The organism is Micromonospora halophytica, assembly GCF_900090245.1.
In the GTDB taxonomy this organism is placed as follows: domain Bacteria; phylum Actinomycetota; class Actinomycetes; order Mycobacteriales; family Micromonosporaceae; genus Micromonospora; species Micromonospora halophytica.
The window spans coordinates 69,126-89,822 of record NZ_FMDN01000006.1; the positions used below are offsets into that span (position 1 = coordinate 69,126).

A 20,697-nucleotide genomic window follows, 5' to 3' on the forward strand; every position below is an offset into this window, starting at 1 on the left:
CGCCGGCCGGCACGACCGGAGCCGCGTGCGCCCTTTTGATTCGACAGTTTTCGAGACAGAGGAGTTGTCCCATGAGTGTCCTGGACGAGCTGCCCGTCGTGGTGATCGGCGCCGGACCGGTCGGCCTCGCCGCCGCGGCGCACCTGCACGAGCGTGGCCTGCCCTTCACCGTCCTGGAGGCCGGTGACAGCGCCGGCGCGGCGGTACGGCAGTGGGGGCACGTACGGGTGTTCTCCCCGTGGCGCTACGACGTCGACGCCGCTGCCCGCCGGCTGCTCGACGTGGCCGGCTGGATCGCCCCCGACCCCGACGCCCTCCCCACCGGGGCCGAGCTCGCCGCCGACTACCTGCAGCCGCTCGCCGAGCTGCCGGCGATCAAGCCGCACGTACGCTTCGGTGCCCGGGTGCAGGCGATCAGCCGGCTCGGCCTGGACCGGCTGCGTACCGCCGGCCGGGAGAGCGCGCCGTTCCTGGTCCGCCTCGCCGACGGCGACGAACTGCTCGCCCGCGCGGTGATCGACGCCTCGGGCACCTGGGGCACCCCGAACGTGCTCGGCGCGTCCGGCCTGCCCGCCCGGGGCGAGCAGGACGCCGGGGCGTTCCTGGAGCACGCCCTGCCCGACGTGCTCGGCGCCGACCGGGACCGGTTCGCCGGCCGGCACACCCTGGTCGTCGGCGCTGGACACTCCGCCGCCAACACCCTGCTGTCCCTGGCCGAGCTGGCCGCTGCCGCGCCGGGCACCGAGGTGACCTGGGCGATCCGGTCGGCCAGCCCGACCCGGACCTACGGCGGCGGGGACGCCGACGCGCTGCCGGCTCGGGGCGCGCTCGGCACCCGGCTGCGCGAACATGTCGACGCGGGCCGGATCCGCCTGCTCACCGGCTTCTCGGTGCACGCCCTGACCCCGACCGGCGGCCGGGTCGCGGTGGTGGTGCGGCACGCCGACGGGGCCGAGGAGTCGGTGCTGGTGGACCGGATCGTCGCGGCCACCGGCTTCCGGCCGGACCACTCCGTCGCCGCCGAGCTGCGGCTGGACCTGGACCCGGTGCTGGGCGCCACCCGTGCGCTCGCCCCGCTGATCGACCCGAACGAGCACTCCTGCGGCACGGTGCCCCCGCACGGTGTCGACGAGCTGTCCCACCCGGAGGTCGGCTACTGGGCCGTCGGCATGAAGAGCTACGGCCGCGCGCCCACCTTCCTCATGGCCACCGGCTACGAGCAGGTCCGCTCGGTCGTCGCCGCCCTCGCCGGCGACTGGGACGCCGCCCGCGACGTACAGCTCGAACTCCCCGAGACCGGGGTGTGCAACAGCGACCCCGCCGACTCCGTCACCGGGGAGAGCTGCTGCGGTCCCGCCCCCGCCGTGGCTCCGGCCGCGCGCGGTCTCGCCACCGGGGTCGCCGGTGGACCGCTCTCCTCACCGCTGAGCCTGGTCACGCTCGACGCGGCCCCCTCCGGCGCGCGGGTCGGCTGCTGCGGCAGCTGATGCGTACGAGCGTCCCGGTGCCCGCCGACCCCACGGGTCGGCGGGCACCGGGCCCGCGCGTGGCGGCTCGTCGCCGCCCTCGCGGTGCGGCGCCCGCAGCCCGGCGGCCCGTCCGGCCGGTCGGGGCGGACCGACGACGCCGACCGGCGGGCCCTGGTCGCCACCGCCCCGCTGCTGGCCGGCACCCGGGCCGGCGCCGTGATCAGCGTCGTCGTTTTCGGACCAGGTCTCGGCGTGGCCGGCCTCGCCACGCCCGCGCTGCTCGCCGAGCGGTACGGCGCGACGGCCTACGCCAGCATCGCCGGCCGGCTTGCCGCGTCGGTCACGGTCGTCAAGGCGGTGGCCCCGGTCGCCGCGGCCACCGCGCTGGGCAACCCGGCCGGCTACCCGCTCCTGCTGGCCGTCGTCGCGACGTGCTGTGCCGTCGCCGCCGCCGGCCTGCTGGCCCGCGCCGGCCCGGGCCCGCGTCACCGGCCGAGGTGGAGGGCGTTTGCGCCGGCCGGGGGCGGGTAACCGCGCACGGGTTGCCGATCCGAGGCCGGGCGGGCGCGGTGTCGGAACCCCGACCGGATCCGGGTCGGGGGCGGCATCGGACTCCCGACAGTTCGTGGATGGCAGGAGGCCGCGGTGCGTTTTCCTCTCTTCGTCGACGCGGTGGCCCGCCGGGCGGAGCTGCGACCGGAGCAGGCGGCCGCGATCTCCCGGGCGGTGCTGCGGACGGTGGCCGAGCGGGTCCGGGCCGGCGAGGCCGACGACCTGGCCGCGCAGTTCCCGGACGACCTGAGCGCCTATCTCACCGGCCCGGCGGACGCGGGGCGGCCCGACACGTTCGGCCCGCTGGAGTTCCTGCGCCGGGTGGCCGAGCGGGCCGGCGTCGAGCCGGCCACCGCCCAGGTCGGTGTCCGGGCCGTCTTCGCCACGTTGAGGGAGACCGTGACCGTCGGGGAGTTCCAGGACCTCGTCGCCCAGTTGCCGGAAAGCTTCACCCGAGGCGTCGACCGATCGCCACCACGGCGGTACGATGAGTGACGCCCGGCGTTCATCGTCACCCTGAGCGGCCGTTAAGGTGCTGTTTGGGGCGAAAAAACAGCGGCCCGCGGGCCTGCTCGCCGGAGAATTGCTCGCCGAAGGTTACTTACGTTGAAACTCCTCTACACGCTAGAGGGATGATCGGTTGAATTTCGGCGGCCGATCACCGCCTGCTCGTCGGACCTTCGGACCGACTCCGATCGATGCTCTTTCACCCAGGTCATGGAGCCATATCCTGCTTCCATCGTGAAGTCCTGGGGGGGATCATGATCACAATCGTCTATTCCCACGTGCCTGCCCACAGTGGAGCCGATCTCGCTCCCTGAGATGGCACAACCAATGATCATCGAACGTCTCCTGGCCGTCGCGTCCGATCGACCCGACCGGCCGGCGATCCTCGGCGAGGCCCACGAGGTCGACTACGCCACACTGACCCGGGACGCCGGGGGACACGCGGCCGCGCTCACCGCCGTCGGCCTGCGCGCCGGCGACCGGGTTGCCCTGCTCACCGGGCACGGCGCGCCGACCGTCGCCGCCATCCTCGGCACCCTCGCCGCCGGTGGCGCGTACGTGCCGCTCGACCCGGGGTTCCCCGTCGCGCGACTGCGGCACATGCTCGCCGCCGCCGACGTGCGCGTCATCGCCTGCGCCGCCGCGTACCGGGACCTGGCCGAGCGGCTGCGCGCCGACCGGTCGGACACCCCGGTCGTCGTCCTCGACGACACCGCGCCCGCCCCGCTGCGCCCCGTGCCCGTCGACCCGGACACCCCCGCGTACGTGCTCTTCACCTCCGGCTCCACCGGCCTGCCGAAGGCGGTCGCGCAGACCCACCGCAACCTGCTCCACGTCGTGGACAACCAGATCCGCACCCTGTCCATCGGCCCGGACGACCGGCTCAGCCTGCTCGCCTCGTTCAGCTTCGACGCGGCCATCCCCGACCTGTGGCCGGCGCTGCTCACCGGCGCCGCCGTCGTCCCCGTCGACCTGCGCCGGCACGGGCTGGCGTACGCGGTCGAGCAGCTCGCCCGGCACCGGGTCACCGTCTACCACTCCACCCCGACCGTCTACCGGTTCCTGCTCGACACCCTCGGCCCGCGCCGGCTGGACTCCGTCCGGGTGGTGCTGCTCGGCGGCGAGCAGGCCACCCACGCCGACGCCGCGCGCGGCACCGGCCGGTTCGCCCCGGACTGCGTCCTGGTCAACGGCTACGGCGCCACCGAGATGACCTTCGCCGCCCGGTACGTCCTGCCGCTCGCCGAGGCCGACCCGACCGCCACCGGCCCGCTGCCGATCGGCGCGGCGCTGCCCGGGTACGAGCTGCGCCTGGCGCCGGGCAGCGACGAGATCGTGGTGCGCGGCCCCCACCTCGCCCCGGGATACCTCGGCCAGCACAGCGACCGGTTCGGTGTGGACCCCGACGGCGTCCCCACCTACGCCACCGGCGACCTCGGCACCCGGCTGCCCGGCGGCGAACTGGTCTGTCTCGGCCGGCTCGACCGGCAGGTCAAGGTCCGGGGCTTCCGGGTCGAGCTGACCGAGATCGAGGCGGTCCTCGCCCGGCAGCCCGGCGTGGCCGCCGTCCGCGCCGTCGCCCGCGACGGTGAGCTGCTGGCGTACGCGACCCCGGCCGGCGGTCCACCCGACCCGGCGGCGCTGCGCGCCGCGCTGGCCCGGGAACTGCCGGAGTACGCGCTGCCGCGCGCGGTCGTCGTGCTCGACGCCTTCCCGCTCACCGTCACCGGCAAGGTCGACGAACGCGCCCTGCCCGACCCGGCGCACGACGTCGCCCCGGGCCAGGAGCCGGCGACGCCGACCGAGCGGGCGCTGCACGACATCTGGTGCGCGGTGCTCGGCCGCCCGGCGGTCGGCCGCGAGGAGAGCTTCTTCGACGCCGGCGGACAGTCCCTGCTGCTCGGCCAGGTCCAGCAGCGCGTCGCCGAGCGGTTCGGGGTGACCCTGCCGATGGTCCGGCTGTTCGGCCATCCGACGGTGGCGGCGCAGGCCCGGCTGCTCGACACGGCGACCACCGTGGACCGCGCGCCCACCCTGCCCGCGCCGGCCGCCCCGCCGGCCCTCGCCCGCGAGTACACCGGCGACGAGATCGCGGTGGTCGGCCTGGCCGGGCGCTTCCCCGGCGCCCCGGACGTGGCCACCTTCTGGTGGAACATCTGCGCCGGGGTCGACTCCGTCCACGACCACACCGACGAGGAACTGGCCGCGCTCGGCATCGGACCGGGCCTTCGCGCCGATCCCCGGCACGTCCGGGCCGCCGGCCGGCTCGACGGGGTCGCCGACTTCGACGCCGAGTTCTTCCACATGGCGGCGGAGGAGGCCGCCCGGACCGACCCGCAGCACCGGCTGTTCCTGGAGACCGCGTGGGAGGCGCTGGAGGACGCCGGGCACGACCCGACCCGCTTCCCCGGCCTGATCGGCGTCTACTCGGCCACCTCCGCCAACCGGTACTTCCTCTTCCACCTGCTGGACAACCCGGCCGTGGTGGGGGAGGTGGACCCGGACGACTGGGAGGCCCGGCTGATCGGGCGGCAGTTCACCGACCACCTGCCCGGCCAGGTCGCGTACCGGCTGGGGCTGACCGGGCCGGCCGTCGCCGTGCAGAGCGCCTGCTCCAGTTCACTTGTCGCGGTCTGCCTCGCCGCCCAGAGCCTCGCCGACTACCAGTGCGACATCGCCCTGGCCGGCGGGGTCAACGTCACCTGGCCGCGCTACCGGGCCGGTGGCCTGGCCTCCCCGGACGGGCGCTGCCGCGCCTTCGACGAGGCCGCCAACGGCTCCGGCTTCGGCTCCGGGGTGGGCGTGGTCGCGCTGCGCCGCCTCGCCGACGCCCAGGCCGACGGCGACCGGATCCACGCCGTGCTGCCCGGCTGGGCGGTCACCAACGACGGCGCCGACCGGGCCGGCTACGCCGTGCCCGGCCCCGCCGGCCAGGCCGCCGCCGTCGCGAACGCCCTGGCCGCCGCCGAGGTCGCCCCCGGCGAGGTCCGGTTCATCGAGGCCCACGGCAGCGGCACGCCGCTCGGCGACGCCATCGAGGTCGCCGCGCTGCACGAGGTGTACGGCGGGGCCGCCCCCGCCGAATCCTGCGCGCTCGGCTCGGTCAAGACCAACATCGGCCACCTCGACGCCGCGGCCGGCATCGCCGGGCTGATCAAGGCGGTGCTCGCCGTCCGGCACGGGGTGATCCCGCCGAACCTGCACTTCGCCCGTCCGCACCCGGAGATCGACCTCGCCGGCGGGCCCTTCTACGTACCCACCAAGGCGCGTGACTGGCCGGAGGGGCCGCGCCGGGTCGCCGGGGTCAGCTCCTTCGGCGTCGGCGGCACCAACGCGCACCTGGTGGTGGAGCAGCCGCCCCCGGCCGACCCGGTCGAGGCGTCCGACGACGTCGCGTGCCTGCTGCCGGTGTCGGCGCGTACCCCGGCGGCGCTGCGGGACGCGGTGAGCCGGCTGCGGGCCCACCTGGCCGGCGCGCCGCCGGTCCTGACCGAGGTCGCCGCCACCCTCGCCCTGGGCCGGCGGGCGTTCGCCTGCCGGGCCGCGGTGGTCGCCACCGACCTGCCCGGCGTGCTGGCCGCTCTCGACGAACTGCTCGACACCGACGCCCGGATCGCCGGCCCTGCCGGGGAGCTGCGCGACCTGGCCGCCCGGTGGGTCGCCGGCGGCGACGTCGACTGGGCCGCGCTGCACCCGGCGGAGGGCGTACGCCGCACCGGGCTGCCCGGCTACCCGTTCCAGCGCCGGCGGCACTGGATCGACCCCCCTCAGAAAGGCGCGCGGTGAACTGGTTCGTCTCGCCCGGAAGCCGACCCCAGGCGCCGGCGCAGCTGTTCTGCCTGCCCTACGCAGGGGCCGGCGCGAGCGCGTTCCGGCGCTGGCAGGAGGGGATCGGCGCGGACGTCGAGGTGCTGCCGGTGCAGCTGCCCGGGCGGGAGAACCGGATCAGCGAGGACCCGCGATTCACCGTCGCCGAGGTGGCCGCCGCGATCGCCGACCGGGCCGACCGCCCGTACGCGATCTACGGCCACTCGATGGGCGGCCGGCTCGGGTTCGAGGTGGTCCGGGAGCTGCGGCGGACCGGCCGTACACTGCCGCTGCGCCTCTACGTCGGCGGGGCCCGCGCGCCGCACGTCACGGCGGCGAGCCTCTTCGACGGACTGTCCGGGGTGGACGACGCCGAGCTGCTGCGCCGCCTCGGCGACGGGGGCGGCCTCCCCGCCGAACTGCTGGCGCACCCCGAGCTGGTCGAGCTGCTGCTGCCGCTGCTGCGCGCCGACTTCGGCCGGGTGGACAGCTACCGCTACGTCCCCGGCGAGCCGCTGCCGGTGCCGATCGTGACGTTCAACGGCCGGCACGACCGGGCGGTGAGCCGGGAGCAGAGCGCGGGCTGGGGCGAACACACCGCTGCCGGGTTCACCCTGCACGACATCGACGGCGGGCACTTCTTCCTCGCCGACCGCCTGTCCGAGCTGCTCGGCATGATCCGTGCCGACCTCGCCACCGCGCTCCGCGCCGTCGCGGCGCCCGCCGACGTCGCGACGGACGCGCACCGGGTGCCGCTCGGCGACACCGGCTGGTCGGTGTGGCGGGACGCGGTGCTGCGCACCACCGGTTTCCCCGCCGACGGGCTGACCTGGTTCGCCGCGCCGTGGGCCGCCGCCGCGGCCGACGAGCTGATCACCACCGGTGCCGGCGCGGACCGGTTCGACACGGAGTTCGCGCAGGCCACCGCCGCCGCCGCGCGGCGCTTCGCGGAACTGGCCGCCGACCCGCTGCTGCGTGAGGCGGTGACCTGGCAGAACCGTGGCGCGCTGGTCCTGCTCGACGCCCTGGTCGCCGGTGGCCCGCAGCCGCGGCGCAACAACAAGCACCGGGACCGGGAACGCACCCTGCTCAAGTACTGGCAGCGCTACTGCGGCAAGAACGAGACCGTCGGTTTCTTCGGCCCGGGCTGCTGGGTGACCGTCGATCCGACCCGACCCGAGGTCGCCGACGTCCGGCCCGGCCCCGGGCTGACCCGGCGGCGCTGGGTGCCCTTCGAGTCCTGGGCGCTGGCCGCGTACGCCGACCGGCTCGGCACCGACCTCGCCGTCCGGCGGTGGTGGCCGCCGCTGCTCGCCCCGCAGCTGAGCCTGCGCGACCGGACCGTGCTGCGTCCGGGCCGCCCGCCGGTGACCCTCACCCCGGTCGAGGCGGCACTGCTCGCCGCCGCCGACGGCCGCCCCGCCGTCGAGCTGGTCACCGACCCGGCGGTCGGGCTGCGCCGGCCGGAGGACGGGTACGCGCTGCTCGACCGGCTCGTCGAGCGGGAATTGATCACCTGGGACGCCGCGCTGCCGGTCAGCCCGGAGGCCGAGCGGGTGCTGACCGGCCGGATCGACGCGATCGGCGACGAGGCGGTGCGCGCCGCCGCCCGGGCCGGGCTGGACCGGTTGGTCGTCGCGCGGGACGCGGTCGCCGCCGCGGCCGGCGACCCGGGCCGGCTGCACGCCGCGCTCGACGCCCTCGACGAGACCTTCACCGAGCTGACCGGGCAGGCCGCGCAACGCCGCGAGGGCCAGATGTACGCCGGCCGTACCCTCTGCTACGAGGACACCGGCCGCGACCTCGACGTGACGTTCGGCCGACCGTTGCTCGACGCGCTGGCCGCCCCGCTCGACGTGCTGCTGCGTGCGGCCCGGTGGCTGGTCGGGGCGCTGGAGGAGGCGTACACGGCGGTCTTCCGGGAGCTGTACGACGAGTTGCGCGCCGAGGCCGGCGACGGTCCGGTGCGCCTCGCCGACCTGTGGTTCCTGGCGCAGGGGATGTTCTGGGGCGAGGGGGAGCGCCCGGTCGACCGGGTCGCCGCCGAGTTCGCCGCCCGCTGGGCCGGTCTCTTCGGTCTGGCCGACCTGCCCACCGGCGCGACCGAGGTGCGTCTCGCCGTCGCCGACCTGGCCGACCGGGTCGACGCGGTCTTCCCGGCACCCGCCCCGTCGGACTGGCCGCTGGCCCGGCTGCACAGCCCCGACCTGCAGATCTGTGCCGCCGGCGCCGAGGCGTTGGCGCGCGGCGAGTTCACCGTGGTGCTCGGCGAGCTGCACGCCGCGTGGGCCTCCTTCGACACCGCGCCCCTGGTCGCCGGCCACCCCGACGGCGCGCGGCTGCGCGCGGCGCTCGCCGCCGACGTGGGCGCGCGGCTGCGGCTGCTGTACCCGACCGACTGGCCCCGGCACACCAGCCGGGTCGCCGCGGCGCTGACCGCCCCGGCGGACCGGCAACTGGCCTTCCGCCCCGCGCCCGGCGTCGACCCGGCCCGGGTGCTGCCCACCGTGGACCTCACCGTCGACGAATCCGACGGGCGGCTCGTCGCCACCGGCCCGGACGGGCGGCGCTGGTCGCTGACCGAGGTCTTCGCCGAACTGCTCAGCGCGCACGCGGTGGACGGCTTCAAGCTGGTCGCCGCCGCCCCGTACACGCCCCGGATCACCCTGGACCGGCTGGTCGTCGCCCGGCGCACCTGGCGGACCACCGCCGGGGCGAGCGGGCTGGGCCCGGTGACCGGGGAGCGGGACCGGTTCCTGGCGGTACGCCGCTGGCGGGCCCGCCTCGACCTGCCGGAGCAGGTGTACGTCAAGCTCGGCAGCGAGACCAAGCCGTGCTTCGTGGACCTGAGCAGCCCCGCGTACGCGAACATGCTCTGCGCGATGGTCCGCTCGGCGGGCATGACGCACGGCGACGGTGTGCCGCTGGTGGTCGGTGAGATGCTGCCCGGCCCGGACGACGCCTGGGTGCCCGACGCCGCCGGTCGCCGCTACCTCAGTGAACTGCGCCTGCACGTCGTGGACGCCGACGCGGCGGGACCGCGCCGATGAGCCACCTCGTCCCCCTCGGCGACACCGGTTGGTCGGTCTGGCGGGACGTCGTGCTGCGCACCGCCGGGTTCCCCGCCGCCGGGCTGGACCGGTTCGCCGCGCCCGACCTGGCTGCCGCCGCCGACGCGCTGCTGGCCGGTGAGGGAAGCCCGGAACTGGTCGACGAACAGCTGCGGGACGCCTTCGCAGAGTCCTCCGCGGTGGCCGGGGAGCTGGCCGCCGACCCGCTGCTGCGCGAGGCCGTCACCTGGCAGAACCCCGACATGCTCATCGCCCTCGACGGGCTGTTGCACACCGACCCGGCGGTGCGCAACGTCCGCCGCCGCAAGCGTGAGCTGAGCCTGCTGCGCTACTGGCAGCGTTACTGCGGCAAGGCCGAGACCATCGGCTTCTTCGGCCCGGTCTGCTGGGGACGCCTCGACCCCGACGACCCGCGTACCCGGCTGGCCCCCGGGCCCGGCCTGGTCACCCGCCGGCAGGTGGTCTTCGAGGCGTGGGCCCTCATCGCGTACGCCGACCGGCTCGCCGACGACCTGGCGGTGCGCCGCTGGTGGGCGCCCGCGTTGCCGCCGCACCTGACCGTCCAGGGGCGCCGGCTCCGCCGGCCGTTGCACCCGCCGGTCCCGCTGTCGGCCGTCGAGGCGCGGCTGCTCGCCGGCTGCGACGGGCGTACCGCCGCGGTCGAGCTGGCCGAGCGGATCCGCGCCGAGGGCGGCGCGCGGGGCGTCGACGACGTCTTCCTCCTGCTGGACCGGCTCGTCGAGCGGGGGCAGCTCACCTGGGGGGCGAACCTGCCGAACAGCCCGGACGCCGAACGGGTGCTCGCCGAGCGGGTCGCCGCCGTCGGCGACCCCGGCGTCCGCGCCGACGTCACGGCCGGCTTCGACCGGCTCCGGGCCGCCCGGGACGCGGTCGCGGCCGCCGCCGGTGACCCGGGCCGCCTCGGCGCCGCGCTGGCCACCCTCAACGCCGAGTTCACCGCGGTGACCGGTCGCCCCGCGACCCGGCAGAGCGGGCAGATGTACGCCGGACGCACCGTCTGCTACGAGGAGACGGCCCGCGACCTCGAGTTCACCATCGGCGCGACGGTGCTGGACGCGCTCGCCGCCCCGCTCGCGGTGGTGCTCCGGGCCGCCCGCTGGCTCACCGCCGAGATCGGCGCCGGCTGCCACGACATCCTCATCGACCTGCACGACGAACTCGCCGCCGACGGCCCGGTCCGGCTGGCCGACATCTGGGCGCTGGCCCAGGGGATGCTGGTCGCCCCGGACGGCCCGGTCGCCCGCGCCGGGGCCGGCTTCACCGACCGGTGGGCTCAGCTGTTCGGGCTGCGCGAGGCACCGGCCGGCTGTGTCGAGCTGCGGCTGCGCGCCGAGGACCTCGCCGGGCCGGCCGCCGCCCTCTTCGCCGCCGAGCGGCCCGGCTGGCCGTCGGCTCGGATGCACAACCCCGACGTGCAGATCAGCGCCACCTCGGCCGCCGCGATCGACCGGGGTGACTTCCTGCTCGTCCTCGGCGAGCTGCACCCGTCCGCCGTGGCGTACGACAGCGCGGTGCTCACCCCGTTCCACCCGGACCCGGCGGCGCTGCGGGCCGCGCTCGACGTCGACCTCGGCCCGGCCCGGCTGCGGGTGCTCTGGCCGGAGAGCTGGCCCCGGCGGACCACCCGCACCACCCACGCCCTCACCGGTCCCGCCGACCGTGAGCTCGGCATCGACACCGCGCGGGGTGGCGACCTCGACCGGCTGGTCCCGGCCACCGCCGTCGTCGTGCAGCGCGACGGCCACGAGCTGACGGCGGTCTTCCCCGACGGCTCCCGCTGGCCGCTGATGGAGATCTTCGCGAACCTGCTCGGCTCGCTGCTCATCGACGCCTTCAAGCTGGTCGACCCGGCCCCGCACACGCCCCGGATCACCATCGACCGGCTGGTGGTGGCCCGGCGTACCTGGCGTACCACGGCCGGCGGGTGCGGCCTGGCCGGGCACGGTGACGAGACCGCCCGCTACCTCGCGGTCCGGCGCTGGCGGGCCGCGCACGACCTGCCCGAGCGGGTGTTCGTCAAGGTCGGCACCGAGGTCAAGCCCTGCTACGTCGACCTGACCGGGCCGCTGTACGCGCAGTCGCTGTGCGCCATGGTCGACGCCGCCGCCCGGACCGGCCCCGAGGTGGCGGTGGTGGTCACCGAACTGTTGCCGGCCCCGGCCGACGCCTGGGTGCCCGACGCCGCCGGCCGCGGCCACGTCAGCGAACTGCGCCTGCAGATCACCGATCCCGCCACCTACCAGGGAGAACACGGGTGACCGACATCCTGTCCATGAGCGCCGCCGCCGGGGAGGAGCTGCCCTGGCCGGACCGGACGCTGGCCGACCTGGTCGTCGCCCGGGCCGCCCGCTGTCCGCAGGCCGTGGCGGTCCGGCAGTGGGACGACCGGCTCACCTACCGGGACCTCGTCGGGCAGGCCGCCGGGGTGGCCGCCGCGCTGCGGGCCCGAGGCGTCGGCCGGCAGACCCGGGTCGGCATCTGCGGCACCCGCCGACCCCGGCTCGTCGTCGACGTGCTCGGGGTACTGCTGGCCGGCGGCTGCTACGTGCCGTTGGAACCGGACGGCCCGCGCGAGCGGCTGCGCGAGATCGCCGCCGACGCCGGGGTGAGCCTGGTGGTGGGCGACGCGGCGACCGCCACCTTCGCCGACGTGCCGGGGATCGAGGTGGTCACCCCGACCGGCCCGGCCCCGCTGGCGCCCTGCCCGGCCCGACCCGGTGACCCGGCGTACGTGCTGTTCACCTCGGGTTCCACCGGACGGCCCAAGGGCGTGGTGGTCAGCCACCGCAACGTGGTGCAGTTCGTCTTCGCGTGCGCCGCGAACACCGGCCTCGACGAGACGGCCCGCGTGCTCGGCATCTCATCGCTCGGCTTCGACGCCGTCGTCATCGACCTGTTCGTGCCGCTGGTGCACGGGGCCGCCGTGCAGCTCGCCGGGGAGGAGGACCGGTCCGATCCGGTGCGGTTGGCCCGGTTCGTCGCCGTCCACGAGGTCGACTACGGCGCGGTCAGCCCGACGCTGCTGTCTGTGCTCGACCCGGCCGAGGTCCCCGGCTGGCGGCTGATCATGTGCGGCGGCGAGGCGGTCCCCGCCGAGCTGGCCCGCCGCTGGCTGCCCGGCCGGCGGTTCTTCGACTCGTACGGGCCGACCGAGACGAGCGTGCAGGCGCTCACCGACGAGGTCCGCGGCGAGCCGGCCGACCCGATGGCGATCGGTCGTCCGCTGCCGAACTACCAGGCGTACGTGGTCGACGCCGCGCTCTGCCCGGTGCCGACCGGCGTCGACGGGGAGCTGCTGATCGGCGGGCCCGGCGTGGCCGTCGGCTACCTGAACCGGCCGGCGCTGACCGCCGAGCGTTTCGTGCCCGACCCGTTCTCCGGCGAGCCGGGGGCCCGGCTGTACCGCACCGGCGACCGGGTCCGGCAGCTGCCCGACGGCCGGATCGTCTACCTCGGCCGCCTCGACCGGCAGGTCAAGATCCGGGGCCAGCGGGTCGAACTGGGCGAGGTCGAGGCAGTGCTCGCCGGGCACCCGGGAGTGGACCAGGCGGCGGTGGAGCTGCTGTCCGGGCCCGCCGGCCCGGAACTGGTCGCGTTCCTCACCCCGGCGCACGCCCCCGACGACGCGGCGGTCCACGCCTGGGCCGGCGACCGGCTCACCGACGCGATGCGGCCGTCCCGGCTGATCCGCCTCGACCGGCTGCCGGCCAGCCCCGCCAGCGGCAAACTGGACCGGGCCGCCCTGCGCGCCCGGGCGGAGGCGACCCGGCCGCCGCGACGCGAGGGCACCGCCGACGTCGACGCCGACCCGGTCGTCCGCGCGGTCGCCACGGCCTGGCAGCGGGTGCTCGGGGCGGTCCCCGACGCCGACACCGACTTCCTGGCCGCCGGCGGCAACTCGATCGCCGCGATGCGGCTGGTCGCCGCGCTGCGCGCCACCCTCGGCCGGGAGATCGCCGCCGAGGACGTCTTCGCCGGCCGTACCCCGGCCGGGCTGGCCCGCCGGGCGGCCGCCGCCCCGCCGGCCGAGTCCGACGGGCTCACCACCGGCAACCCGCCGACGCTCTCCCCACCGCAGCGGCGACTCTGGTTCGTCGACCAGCTCGCCCCCTCCAGCGCGCCGTACAACATCGCCGTCGCGCACCGGCTGCGCGGGCCGCTGGACGTCGCCGCGCTCGGCGTGGCGCTGCGGGCCGTCGCCGAGCGGCACGACGTGCTGCGCTGGCGGATCCCGCAGACCGCAGGGGTGCCGTACGCGGTCTGCGCGGAGCCCACCGACGTGGCCGTGCCGGTGGTCGACCTGACCGGACGCGCCGACGCCGAGGCGGAGCTGTCCCGGATGCTCGCCGACGGGGCCGCGCACGCCTTCGACCTGGCCACCGGGCCGCCCTGGCAGGTGACCGTCTACCGGCTCGGTGTCGACGAACACGTGCTGGCCATGACCATGCACCACGCGGTCTTCGACGGCTGGTCCGAGGCGGTGCTCTACGACGACCTCGCCGCCGCGTACGAGCGGGCCGTCGCGGGGCACCGGCCGGCCCTGCCGCCACCGGCCGCCCGGTACGCCGACTACGCGGTCTGGCGGGCCGGACGGGACCGCCGCCGGGGCGCGGCCGACCTGGAATGGTGGGCCGGGCACCTGCGCGACGTGCCGACCGTGCTGGAGCTGCCCCGCGACCGGCCCCGCCCGGCGGTGCAGACCTACGCCGGCGCCGAGGCGGCGGTGTCCTTCCCGGAGACCGCCGATCACGCGGTCCGCGCCCTGGCCGCCCGGCGCGGCACCACCCCCGCCGCGGTGCTGCTCGCCGGCTTCGGTGAGCTGTTGCGTCGGCTCACCGGCGGCGACGACCACCTGGTCGGGGCGATCGTCGCCGACCGCCGGCTGGCCGCCTTCGACGACGTGGTCGGCTTCTTCATCGACACCGTCCCGGTACGGCTGCGCACCGGCGGGGCGAGCTTCGCCGAGCTGGTCGACCGGTGCGCCGCCGAGCTGCACGAGGTGACCAGCCACCCGGGCGCGCCGCTGGAGCGGATCGTCGAGGCGCTCGGCGTCGGCCGGGACACCTCCCGAGCCCCGCTGGTGCAGGTGCTGTTCAACGTGCTCAACTTCGCCCCGCCCCGCCTGGCGCTGACCGGGCTCGCCGGCTCGCCGGTCCCGGTGCCGAAGCCCGGCTCGCCCTTCGACGTCACCGTGTACGTCGTCGAACCCGCCGGCCGGCTCGGCGTCGAGGTGGTGTACAACCCGGACCTGTTCGACGCCGACCGGATCGACGGGCTCCTGGCGGACCTGGCCGCACTGGTCGGCGCGCTCGCCGCCGACCCGGACGCCCCGGCCGACACGGTCGCCGCGGCGCTGCCCCGGCCCACCGTGCGCACGCCGCAGCTCGGCGCGATGACCGTCGCGGCCGCCGAGCCGTCGCCCGCCGTCCCGGTGCCGGTCGGGCCGGACGCGCTGACCGCCACCGAGGAGCTGATCGCCGGCATCTGGCGGGAGGTGCTCGGCCGCGACCGGGTCGGCGTCGCCGACAACTTCTTCGACATCGGCGGGCACTCGCTCGCCCTGGCCGCGGTGCACGCCCGGCTGACCGCCGCCACCGGCCGCTCGATCACCATGCTCGACCTGTTCCGTCACCCGACCGTCCGGGCGCTCGCCGCCAGCCTCGACGGCGCCGCCGACCGCCCCGAGCTGGCGCGCGCCGCGCTGCGGGCCGCCGCCCGTCGCAGCCGCACCCGCCGCACCCCTCCCCGCCGCCCCGGCGGCACCGCGCAATGAAGGACACGCAGATGGACGACAACCCGATGACCTCCGACCTGTCCGCCGACGGCATCGAGCCGATCGCGATCATCGGGCTCGCCGCCCGGCTGCCCGGCGCGGCCGACGTCCGCGAGTTCTGGCGCAACCTCGTCGACGGCGTCGAGTCGGTGACCGAGCTGAGCCGGGAGACCCAGCTCGCCCGGGGCGCCACCGTCGAGGAGGTCGACGACCCCGGCTGGGTCAACCGGGCCCCGGTGGTCGACGGGTACGACGAGTTCGACGCCGAGCTGTTCGGGATGACCGCCCGGGAGGCGGAGATCACCGACCCGCAGCACCGGCTGTTCCTGGAGAGCTGCCACACCGCCCTGCAGGACGCCGGCTACGACCCGGCCCGCTACGACGGCGCGGTCGGCGTGTACGCCGGCACCGGCGGCAACACCTACCTGAACCGGTACGTCCTGCGGAACAAGCGGGTCGGCGGCAACCCGCACGGCGCGGTCTCCATCGCCACCGGCAACTCGCCCAACTACGTGGCGACCAACGTGTCGTACCGCCTCGACCTGCGCGGGCCGAGCCTGACCGTGCACACCGCCTGCTCCACCTCGCTGGTCGCGTTCCACCTGGCCTGCGAGGCGCTGCGCAACGGCGAGTGCGACATGGCCCTCGCGGGCGGCGTCAACCTGGAGCTGCCGCACGTCGGCTACCTCGGCATGGACGGTTTCACCTCGCCCGACGGCCGGTGCCGGCCGTTCGACGCCGCCGCCAACGGCACGGTCTGGGGCAGTGGCGTCGGGGTCACCCTGCTCAAGCGACTCTCCGACGCGATCGCCGACGGCGACGCGATCCGGGCGGTGGTGCTCGGCAACGCCATCAACAACGACGGCGCCGGGAAGGTCGGCTTCACCGCCCCCAGCATCGACGGGCAGGTGGAGGCCATCGCCCAGGCGGTCGGGATGGCCGGGATCGACCCGCGCAGCATCAGCTACGTCGAGGCGCACGGCACCGGCACCGCGATGGGGGACCCGATCGAGGTCAGCGCGCTGTCCACCGTCTACGCCAAGGACACCGACGACCGGGGCTGGTGCGGCATCGGCTCGGTGAAGTCGAACATCGGCCACCTCAGCCAGCCCTCCGGCATCGTCAGCGTGATCAAGGCGGTGCTGGCCATGGAGCACGGTCTGATCCCGCCGACCATCAACTTCGAGACCGCCAACCCGGCGATCGACTTCGCCGACACCCCGTTCTACGTGGCGAACACCCTCACCAAGTGGGACACCGACGGCGGCCCGCGCCGGGCCGGGGTCAGTTCCTTCGGCATCGGCGGCACCAACGCCCACGTGGTGCTCGAGGAGGCGCCCGCGGCGTACCGGGCCGAGCGCGGGGTCCGCCCGGCGCACCTGCTGCACGTCTCGGCGAAGACCCGTACCGCGCTGGACACCGCGGTGCGGCAGCTCGCCGATCACCTGGCGGACGCCGCCGACGGGGGGCCCGAGCTGCTCGCCGACGTCGCGCACACCCTGCGGGTGGGCCGGCAGGAACACCCGCACCGGGTCGCCGTGGTCGCCACCGACCTGTCCGACGCGGTGGCGGCGCTGCGGACCCCGCGCCGCCGCCAGGCCGGCGTCGTCGACGGCCCCGCGCCCCGCGTCGCGTACCTGTTCTCCGGGCAGGGCTCCCAGTACGCCGGGATGGGCGCGCAGCTCTACGCGCAGGAGCCGGCCTTCGCCGCCGTCGTGGACGAGTGCGCCGAGCTGCTCCACCCCGAACTGGGCCTGGACGTCCGTGACCTGATCCTGGGCCGCGACCCGCAGGCGGGGGAGAAGCTCACCGAGACCCGCTACACCCAGCCGGCCCTCTTCGTCGTCGAGTACGCCCTGGCGGCGCTCTGGCAGCGCTGGGGCGTACGGCCCGCCGCGATGATCGGCCACTCGATCGGCGAGTACGTCGCCGCCGCCGTCGCCGGGGTGATCGGTCTGCCGGACGCGCTGCGGGTGGTCGCCGCCCGGGGCCGGCTCATGCAGTCCCTGCCGCCGGGCGCGATGCTCGCCGTCCCCCTCGACGAGTCGGTGGTGGCGCAGCGCCTGCCCGAGGGGCTCGCCATCGCCACCGTCAACGGCCCGGGCACCTGCGTGGTGGCCGGCGAGAGCGACGCGGTCGCCGCGTTCGCCGCGACGTTGACGGGGAAGAGCAAGGCGCTGCGCACCTCGCACGCCTTCCACTCGCCGATGGTGGAGCCGATCCTCGCCGAGTTCACCGCGTTGATGGCGGCGGTGCCGCTGCGTCCGCCTGCGGTGCCGTTCCTGTCCAACGTCACCGGCACCTGGATCACCGCCGAGCAGGCCACCGACCCGGCGTACTGGGCGGCGCACCTGCGCCGGCCGGTGCGCTTCGGCGACTGCGTGGCCACTCTGCTCGGCGAGGGCACCTGGGCCCTGCTGGAGTGCGGGCCCGGCCGGCAGCTGGCCAACTTGGCCCGGATGCAGGTCGCCAAGGCCGCCCCGGCGCAGCGGGCGCTCACCCCGCTGGCCAGCCTGCCCGGCCCGGGGGAGCCGACCGGCGACCTGGCCACCCTGCTGGCCGGTGCCGGCGCGCTGTGGTGCGCGGGGATCGGGGTGCGCCTCGCCGCCGATCCGGCCGCGCGTCGGGTGCCGCTGCCGACGTACCCCTTCGAGCGTCGTCGCTACTGGGTGGACCCGGACCCGGTGGAGCAGGTCGCGGCCGGGCCGGTCGAGACCGGCCCGCGCCCGCTGCCGGAGTGGTTCGCGGTGCCGGTCTGGCGGCAGGCCGCCGCCGAGCCGCGGACCGTGCCGATTGGTCGCTGCCTGGTCCTCGCCGACGGTCCGCGCGGCGACGCGCTGGTCGCGGCGCTGCGGGCCGCCGGTGCCGAGCCGACCGTGGTACGCCCCGGTGACGGCTTCGCCGCCGTCGACGGCGGCTACCGGCTGCGCCCGGGCGTCCGGGAGGACCACGACGCGCTGGTGGCCGCCCTCGGCGTCGACCTGCCGGACCGGCTGGTGCACGCCCTCGCCCTGGACGGCACGCCGGCCGGCACCGACCTCGAGGCCGTCCGGACCGCCCAGGACCGGGGCTTCTTCAGCGCCCTGCACCTGGTGCAGGCGCTCGCCGGCGCCGGGCTGACCGGCGAGGAGCGCACCCGCACCCTCGATCTGGTCACCTCCGGCATCGGCGACGTCACCGGCACTGACCTGCTCCGGCCGGAGCACGCCACCCTCACCGGCCTGGCCCGGGTGCTCCCGGTCGAACTGCCCGGGTTGGCCGTCCGGCTGCTCGACGCGGACCCGGCCACGTCCGACGTGGACCCGGTGGTGGCCGAGCTGCGCCGCCCGGTCGACCCGGTGCGGGCCGAGCTGGCGCTGCGCGGGCGGCGCCGCTGGGTGACCGGCTACGAGCAGGTCACCGTGGACGCGGAGGCCGGGCCGGGCCCGCTGCGCGAGGGCGGCCGGTACGTCATCACCGGTGGCCTCGGCGGCATCGGTGTCACCCTCGCCGAGGACTTCGCCCGTCGGGTGCGGGCGAAGCTGGTGCTGCTGGCCCGTTCCGGCCTGCCGCCGCGCGAGGCGTGGGACGACCACCTCGCCGTGCACGGCGGCACGGACCGGGCCGGCCGGGCGATCGCGGCGATCCGCCGGATGGAGGCCGCCGGCGCGTCGGTGCTGGTCCTCGCCGCCGACGTCACCGACCCGGCCGACCTGCGCCGGGTGCGGCAGGCCGCCGAGGAGCGGTTCGGCGGGATCGACGGCATCGTGCACGCCGCCGGCCTGCCCGGCGGCGGCATGGCCGAGGTCAAGGAGCGGGCCGAGGCGGAGCGGGTGCTCGCCCCGAAGCTCGCCGGCACCCTCGCCCTGGCCCGGGTCTTCGGCGATCTGCCGCTGGACTTCGTGGTGCTCTGCTCCTCGATCACCTCGGTGGTCGGCGGCTTCGGCCAGGTCGACTACTGCGCGGCCAATGCCTTCCTCGACGCGTACGCCCGCTCGGGCGGGGGCTTCCGCGCCCCGGTGGTGTCGCAGAACTGGGGCGGCTGGGCCGAGGTCGGCATGGCCGTGGAGACCGACTCGCCGGCCGGTTTCCGGGCCGCCGGGCGGGACACCGTCACCAGCGCGGTGGACCATCCGGTGCTCACCACCAAGGTCGTCGGCGCGGACGGCACCGTCCTGCACGGGCTGGTCTCCGCCGGCACCCACTGGCTGCTCGACGAGCACCGCATCGGCGGGGTGCCGGTGGTGCCCGGCACCGCCCACCTGGAGTCGGTGCGCGCCGCGGTGGTCGCCGCACTGCCCGCCCCGACCGCCGACGCGGCGGTCGAGCTGCGCGACGTGGTCTTCCTGGAGCCGTTCTCGGTGCCGGACGGCAGCGTCGCCCAGTACCGGGTCGAGTTGACCCCCACCGACGAGGGGGTGGACTTCGCGGTGCGCAGCCTCGCCGCGGGTACGGTGCGCACCCATGTGCGGGGTGCGGCCGGCTGGACCACCGAACCCGCCCCGCCGGCCCGGGTGCCGGTGGTGGACGGCCGCCGGGTGGACGACGACGCGTCGTTCGGCCGGGGCCGTACCAGCATGCTCACCTTCGGCCCACGGTGGAGCTCCCTCGCGGAGCACCACCTGGGCGAGGGGGAGGAACTGGCCCGTGTCGCCGCCCCCGCCGAGGTGGTCGGCGACCTGCCCGCCTGGGGGCTGCACCCGGCGCTGCTGGACGTGGCCACCGCGTTCGGCCGCGGCCAGGGCGAGGGCACCTACCTGCCGCTGTCGTACGGGCGGATCGTGGTGCGCGGGGCGTTGCCGGCGCAGTTCCACAGCCACCTGCGGCACCGGGCCAGCGCGACCGCGGCGGTGGTCGCCGCCGACCTGTCGCTGACCGACGCGCAGGGCCGGGAACTCGTCGCGATCGGCGACTTCGTGCTGCGTCGGGTCGACCAGGGCGCGGTGACGGGGGGCCTGGCCGCCGCAGCCGCGGACGGGGAGAGCACCCCGGCCGGCGACGCGGTCACCGAGGACATCCGGCCGGTCGACGGGGCCGAGGCGTTCCGGCGCAGCCTCAGCGCCGGTCTCGGCGCCCAGGTGGTCATCACCACCCGCACCGTCGAGGACATCCGTCGCCGGTCGTCCCGGGTGACCACCAGCGGCCTGGAGTCCGACGGCGAGCCGGCCGTGGCCGTCCCGGTCGCCGCCGTAGCCGGCTCCGCCGCGCCGCGCACCGAGCTGGAGAGCACCATCGCCGGGGTCTGGCGGGACGGCCTGGGCGTGGCCGAGGTCGGGGTCGACGACGACTTCTTCGCCCTCGGCGGCAACTCCCTGGTCGCGGTGCAGCTGATCGCCGCGATGCGCAAGGCGACCGGGGTGCGGCTGCCGATGCGCAGTCTCTTCGAGACCCCGACCGTGGCCGGCCTGGCCGCCCGGATCGAGGAGCTGCGCGCCGCCGCCCCCGCCGACGCCCCGGCCACCCCGGCCACCGTTCCCGCCATCCCGCGGCTGCCCCGCGCCTGACGTCGAGATACAGG

At 76.3% G+C, this 20,697-nt stretch carries 8 protein-coding genes; all 8 read left to right on the forward strand.

The window, feature by feature from the left end:
- The first annotated feature begins 71 nt into the window (after nt 1-71).
- The 8 genes from GA0070560_RS11185 (at nt 72) to GA0070560_RS11220 (ending at nt 20,683) form a co-directional block, all read left to right on the forward strand.
- Entirely contained in the window at nt 72-1,487 is a 1,416-nt protein-coding gene (locus GA0070560_RS11185) for an FAD-dependent oxidoreductase (RefSeq protein WP_091294618.1), read from the forward strand.
- 84 nt (nt 1,488-1,571) lie between these two features.
- Nucleotides 1,572-2,000, forward strand: coding sequence for a hypothetical protein (locus tag GA0070560_RS11190; protein ID WP_091294621.1), 429 nt, complete (start codon nt 1,572-1,574; stop codon nt 1,998-2,000).
- Between the two features lie 114 nt (nt 2,001-2,114).
- The gene (locus GA0070560_RS11195; protein WP_091294624.1) at nt 2,115-2,516 is read left to right on the forward strand and encodes a DUF2267 domain-containing protein; all 402 of its coding nucleotides are present in this window, start codon (nt 2,115-2,117) and stop codon (nt 2,514-2,516) included.
- Nucleotides 2,517-2,843: 327 nt separating this feature from the next.
- Nucleotides 2,844-6,314, forward strand: coding sequence for an AMP-binding protein (locus tag GA0070560_RS11200; RefSeq protein WP_091295001.1), 3,471 nt, complete (start codon nt 2,844-2,846; stop codon nt 6,312-6,314).
- Nucleotides 6,311-9,385 carry a thioesterase domain-containing protein gene (locus GA0070560_RS11205; RefSeq protein ID WP_091294626.1) on the forward strand — a complete coding sequence of 1,025 codons (3,075 nt, stop codon included), beginning with the start codon at nt 6,311-6,313 and terminating at the stop codon, nt 9,383-9,385. Before GA0070560_RS11200 ends, GA0070560_RS11205 begins: the two co-directional genes overlap by 4 nt.
- Nucleotides 9,382-11,685, forward strand: coding sequence for a lantibiotic dehydratase (locus GA0070560_RS11210; protein ID WP_091294628.1), 2,304 nt, complete (start codon nt 9,382-9,384; stop codon nt 11,683-11,685). Before GA0070560_RS11205 ends, GA0070560_RS11210 begins: the two co-directional genes overlap by 4 nt.
- A complete protein-coding gene (locus GA0070560_RS11215) occupies nt 11,682-15,200 on the forward strand; it encodes a non-ribosomal peptide synthetase (RefSeq protein WP_091294631.1) in 3,519 nt (1,172 codons plus the stop codon). The genes GA0070560_RS11210 and GA0070560_RS11215 overlap by 4 nt, the downstream gene beginning before the upstream one ends.
- Before the next feature lie 11 nt (nt 15,201-15,211).
- Nucleotides 15,212-20,683 (forward strand): type I polyketide synthase, encoded by a 5,472-nt coding sequence (locus tag GA0070560_RS11220; RefSeq protein ID WP_281183933.1) that lies wholly within the window; start codon nt 15,212-15,214, stop codon nt 20,681-20,683.
- Nucleotides 20,684-20,697: the final 14 nt, after the last annotated feature.